Source organism: Reyranella soli (assembly GCF_007992495.1).
Taxonomy (GTDB): domain Bacteria; phylum Pseudomonadota; class Alphaproteobacteria; order Reyranellales; family Reyranellaceae; genus Reyranella; species Reyranella soli.
On record NZ_BKAJ01000292.1, the window covers coordinates 1 to 5464 of the forward strand.

General features: G+C 58.0%; 3 protein-coding genes and 2 pseudogenes. 3 read left to right on the top strand and 2 right to left on the bottom strand.

Translation table 11 applies throughout. The features are described from left to right. Together RSO01_RS49375 and RSO01_RS50235 are read right to left on the bottom strand one after the other, a co-directional pair. A pseudogene (locus RSO01_RS49375) lies at positions 1 to 432 on the bottom strand (IS66 family transposase); the annotation flags it as partial. 81 nt (positions 433 to 513) lie between these two features. Beyond that, positions 514 to 1332, bottom strand: coding sequence for a heparin lyase I family protein (locus RSO01_RS50235; protein WP_147157300.1), 819 nt, complete (start codon positions 1330 to 1332; stop codon positions 514 to 516). A gap of 625 nt (positions 1333 to 1957) precedes the next feature. Here RSO01_RS50235 and RSO01_RS45790 point away from each other — a divergent pair. The 3 genes and pseudogenes from RSO01_RS45790 to RSO01_RS45795 form a co-directional block, all read left to right on the top strand. Continuing rightward, positions 1958 to 3460 (top strand): GSCFA domain-containing protein, encoded by a 1503-nt coding sequence (locus tag RSO01_RS45790; protein WP_170303887.1) that lies wholly within the window; start codon positions 1958 to 1960, stop codon positions 3458 to 3460. Positions 3461 to 3847: 387 nt separating this feature from the next. After that, positions 3848 to 4519, top strand: coding sequence for a hypothetical protein (locus RSO01_RS48190; RefSeq protein ID WP_170303884.1), 672 nt, complete (start codon positions 3848 to 3850; stop codon positions 4517 to 4519). A 5-nt stretch (positions 4520 to 4524) separates the two neighbouring features. Beyond that, positions 4525 to 5464, top strand: a pseudogene (locus RSO01_RS45795) (IS3 family transposase); the annotation flags it as partial.

The window sequence follows — 5464 nt, forward strand, 5'->3', positions numbered from 1 at the left end:
AGGCCACGGGCTTGGGCTCGGTCGTAGCGTGATATGCCCAGGCAAGAGCTCATCGAGGCGGCTCTGGGGATGAGCGTTGACGATGCGGCTGAGAACGTCGGCAAGGTAACGGTATGGTTCGAGGCCGATCAGCTTGCAGGTCTCGATGATGCTCGGCGGCGCCATCGGAACCGGCGAACAGAGCGTTCTTGCGCGTGAGCGCAAGTGGGCGGATCGTCCGTTCGACGACGTTGCTATCGATCTCGACGCGACCGTCATCGACGAACAGGCACAGTCCTTGCCAGCGTGACAGGGCATCGTGGATGCGTCGACCAGAGGCCGGCTGCGCTCCTGGCGGATTGCGCGCCGTTCCTCGCCAGGACGGCCGCGGATCTCGATCCGGTAGAGGGCTGAGATGCGCGTCAGCGCCTCGGTGGGGATCGGCGCCGGACCGTAACCTCAAATGATCCAGTTTTTAAGGGCTCAGAGTAGCGTCGTCGCGAATTAGTGGACTTTCTCCTTTTCGTAAGGAAGTCAGCTTGTCGACAAACGCACGCCTGAAAACTGAACGCTAAGGCGCTCACGAGCCGGCTGACGATAGATGCCAAACTTGAAGTAAGGCCCACGAGTGTTCAGATAGCTGACGCCACCGGAATAATCGACAACGTTCAGCCCGTTTATCTGACACTTAAGCCTGCCATCTGAAAATGGGGAGAACCGTACTAGGTACTTGAAATGATGCCACTCGCCTCGTGGAAAGTTGGGCAAAGAGTAGTGAACGGTTCTCGGCGGCCGAAGAATGAGTGGCCTTAGATGATAAGATCTACTCTGGATCGTAAACAGATCATTTGGTCGAACATATTGAGCCAAGGGCGGACTTGCGGGTTCATCGCCAGGGTCAGGCGACTGATGGAACTGCGTTAGGATAGTCCATTCAGCTGTAGTTCGTGGCCCCTCTTCGACGAGCATATTGAACTCAAGCGTGATCTCTCGATCGGTAGGAAGGGTTCCCGATTGATTGAATTCGGCCCGCTCGGAGATATTCCTCTTCTTAGCATCCTCGGGTGTGGTGTCACCCGGTCGCAGTTCAAATCGGAAACGTGTCCGGTCTTTCAAGTGTCGATCAATGGACCAGCATGCGCCTGATGTGTATGGCGTGAAGTGCATGCCAGAAAGCTCGATGGGCTTCCTGCCCCAAGGCTCAAACCCTTCAACGGGGCAACTTTGATCTGCAGTTTGAGCGCGTCCCTCGACCGAGGTTAATGCTGCTGCGACAGCAGCCGATTTGATTAGCTGCCGCCGACTCGTAAAGTTAACGGTCACTGAGTTCCGGTCCGTGCTTGAGTTTGGCATTTGCAACAAGTACTGTGATGTAGGGCCTGTGGTGGTTCAGGATTCCACACTGAGTTTGATTATGATTCAAGCTCGACGCCGGGCATGCCCACAGCACGCGACCCAAACGACCGGCCTCGGCAGGCGGCCAGCTTCGTACGGCCGGTCGTAACAGGGGTGGCTGTGGGCCCTGCATTGACACGGGTTACGATGCCGGACGCGCCTCGGGATGCCCGCCCGGCGGGCGAGCAGAAGTAGGCTGCCACCGACGAATTGGCGCTTCGTGATTGGTCGTCGTGCGCTCAGGCCTATAGTCGGTGGGCACGGGGCCACCTGAGGTCGAGCACTGGCACGGTAGTGTCGCCGGTGTGCAGCTTTTCCGCGCTGAGGCGCAGACCTAGTAGGCCGGGGCCGGGCCGATACGTCGAGCTTGACACCTACGCCGCCACAGCGCTCATGCGCTTAGCGGCAGTTGCAAGCTATACTTCTCCCTGAACGGCGTCCCACGCACCCAACCCGCTAGCTGCCCTGGCCGGCCGTTTCGTCTGCTAGCGTCAATGAAGCACTCTTGATCAGCCTCTCGAAGTGTTGTCGTCTTAATTGCTCGTCCATGGTCACTTACCAGAGAAGCCGAAGGACTGGTTCTATGCCGCTCCATGTCTATTCCGCAGATGCCGCCGTCGCCATTCGAAAAGACAACAGCCTCTCAAGCTGGGGAGGTCGTTCCGAAATCAATCGAGTTGAACCAATTGCTAAGCCTGGCTTTGACGCGCCCTTCAAGCTTGAGCCCGGCGATTCGATCTTCACCATGGGTTCCTGCTTTGCTAGGAACATCGAGAACCATCTCATCACTCGCGGATATCGAGTGCCGATGCGTGAGTTGTTCAAGACACCGCTCTTTAGCGCGATGGCCCCCGATACCATTAACAACTACGGCGTGCCCTCTCTAGCAAACGAGCTGTCCTGGGCACTGGACCCCGAGACGCCATTCCCCTACGATGACCATATCCTCGAGGTGATGACGGGTCGCTACGCCGACTTGCACCTTAGCCCTACACTGCGGCCACAGCCAAAAGAGACTGTGCACGAACTGAGAAAATTGCTAATCGAGGCGACGCAAACTGTGCGCAACTGTCGAATCGTGATCATGACGCTCGGCTTGGCTGAGGTTTGGTTCGATAAGCAAACCGGCACATACATCAATGAGGCCGTGCGCCCTGCATTTATCCGCTCCTATCCCGGCCGATTCGAACTGCACGTCTTGTCGTTTGACGAAGTACTCTCTTACATGCGCCGGGTATTGGATCTTTTGCGGCTGTACGGCCAGCCGGAGACGAGAGTGATCCTGACAGTCTCGCCGGTGCCACTGAACGCCACCCACCGGCCGATGGATGTAATCGTCGCCAATACCTATTCAAAGTCGGTCCTACGGTGTGTAATCGACGCCGTTATGACAGAATATTCGTTTGTCACCTACTATCCGAGTTATGAATCCGTAATGCTCTCGGATCGGCGACTGACATGGCTCGACGATTTTCGTCATGTGTCGGAGGCGCTGATCGGCGTCAACGTCTCGAGAATGCTGTCGGCGTTCAGCCGGGCAGCGGATGACCTCTCTACGGCGAAAGCGGAAATCGAAGCCGGTGGCGCAGTAGCCGCGGCAGCCTGGGCCGAAAAGGTCGTGACGATGTCAGAGGAGGATGCCGAAGCATTCTTTCGCGACTTCGGTCAGTGGGCACAGCAGTCATCCGACTTCGCCTTGAAATATGCGACCTACGCGAAGGAGCGGGGCGACCAGGCCCGCGCCATGGAGATCGTGAGGGGCGCGCCGCAGATGACAGAACCCCTTGCGGCGCTTGGTGGCGAATGTGCACTGGCGGTCCAGCAACCTAATGTGGCGATTGAGATATTGAACAAGGTCATCAAGCTCGGTCTGCGCTCGCATCCGCTATGGCGACATTACGTCAGTGCCCACCTGCAGCTTCATGGGATTGAGCAAGGTATTGCGATCGCCCAGGACTATATCAATTCTACAAGTGGTCATGAGGCCACAACATTCTACCATCTTGCGATTTGTTCGAGGCGGCTGCGCCGTCGCTTGCTGCATCCTACTTTCGGTCGTCGAACGAATTTAGTCGAACGGACATGACTTCCCTACGTCTTGCAGAAATCTTGATCAAGATCAGGGACTATCGAGCAGCTCATGAGCTGCTTCTTTCCGTGAATGAAAATTCAGAAGTTATGAAGAGACGTAAGGAGCGCGCTCTTGCTCTTGTGGTCCCGCTGCTCGCTTAGCCTTCTTCTCATCCTTGCCTCGCTTCAACAAGTCCTGGGGCGAGAATGCCTGATTGATGACCCCGTACGGTTGGGGTTTCGGCAGATTGGTGTCGGTCAAATCCAAGTGTCGTGGTTTGACCACCGGAAGCTCATTCGTGTCGAGATGGCAAATGCTACAGCGAATGGGTTGCCTACAATCAACGGCATTTACGTTGACAACGCTCGCATCGCTCGAGCCGGTGGCGATTGGTGGCCGCCAGTGGTAATCAAGGCAGATGAGGGCGATGATGCACCGCGAGACTACACCGGCGGCAACCACCTCAAAGGCGGCGTGAGGACCGCAAGGTTGTTGGACTGGCAGCTCAATCGTGGAGGCGGCGATTGCTCGTCGTTCTCGGTGAGCTGGACAGTCGAACTGATGGCGTACAACACCGTTGGCAAACGCCGCCCGATCGCCCAACAGCAGTTCGTCGCTCGTTTCTATCCTGGCGTCATTGAGACGGTGTACGGAATCACACTCAGCGAGCCGGCCTCGGTGCTTTGGGAAAACGGGCCGCAAATGACGACCGACGGCTTCCGCGAGTCGCTGCATTTCATCGGTGGCGCGCCGCAACCCGGCACGCCGTTCATAGACGACGTCCGAAACAGCGGGCCGCGACGGCAGTTCAAGACTGATCGCATCGCAGTCGTAACTGGGACTAACGCCGTTCAGGCATCGTGGGTCGACCCGAAATTCGACGCCGGAGACGGCCGCTACGTTGATCCGAGATCCGCTTTCATGCGGAGCGCGCAGCGCACGGGGAAGGTCTATCAGGCGATCGTCACCACTCCGATACACTTCAATGCGGGGCAGGGATATCAGTGGCGCGGGGGGTATGCTTGGGGTATCCATGAATCGGATGTCATCGCCCTTATCCGGAAGCGGATGTGAGCACCCGCAAAGCGGGGATCAGTCAGGCGACCTACTTCAACTGGAAGAAGAAGTACGATGGGCTGCTGCCGACGGAGATGCGCCGGCTGAAGCAGCTCGAGGACGAGAACAACAAGCTGCGCCGTGTGGTGGCCGATCTCAGCCTCGACAAGGAGATGCTGCAGGACGTTATCCGGCGAAAACTCTGAGGCCTGTGCGGAAGCGCAAGCTGGTGGACGAGATGCGTGGCGAGTGGAATGTGTCGATCCGGCGGGCCTGTCGGGTGCTACTGTTCGACACCTCCTCCTACCACTACAAGTCTCGCCGCCCCGGACAGGCCGTGCTCGAACAACGGATCAAGGAGATCTGTCAGACGCGGGTGCGCTATGGCTATCGGCGCGTTCACGTGCTGCTGCGCCGCGAAGGCTGGTGGCTCAATCACAAGAAGACATACCGCGTCTATCGCGAGATGGGCTTGCAACTGCGCAACAAGACGCCCAAGCGTCGGGTCAAGGCGAAGCTGCGGGACGACCGCAAGATCGCTACGCGTCCCAACGAGACCTGGGCGATGGACTTCGTGCACGACCAGCTGGCGACCGGCCGCAAGATCCGGGTGCTGACGGTGGTCGACACCTTCTCACGTTACTCACCGGCGATCGATCCACGGCTCAGCTATCGTGGCGAGGACGTGGTGCAGGTCCTGGAGAAGGTTTGCTCGCAGACCGGCTATCCGACGACGATTCGCGTCGACCAGGGCACGGAGTTCGTCTCAAGAGATCTGGACCTGTGGGCCTACCTGAAAGGGGTGACGATCGACTTCAGCCGACCAGGCAAGCCGACCGACAACGCCTTCATCGAATCGTTCAACGGCAAGTTCAGGACCGAATGCCTGAACGCGAACTGGTTCCTGAGCCTCGACGAAGCGCGGGCAAAATGCGAGGCTTGGCGTCAGGACTACAACGAGGG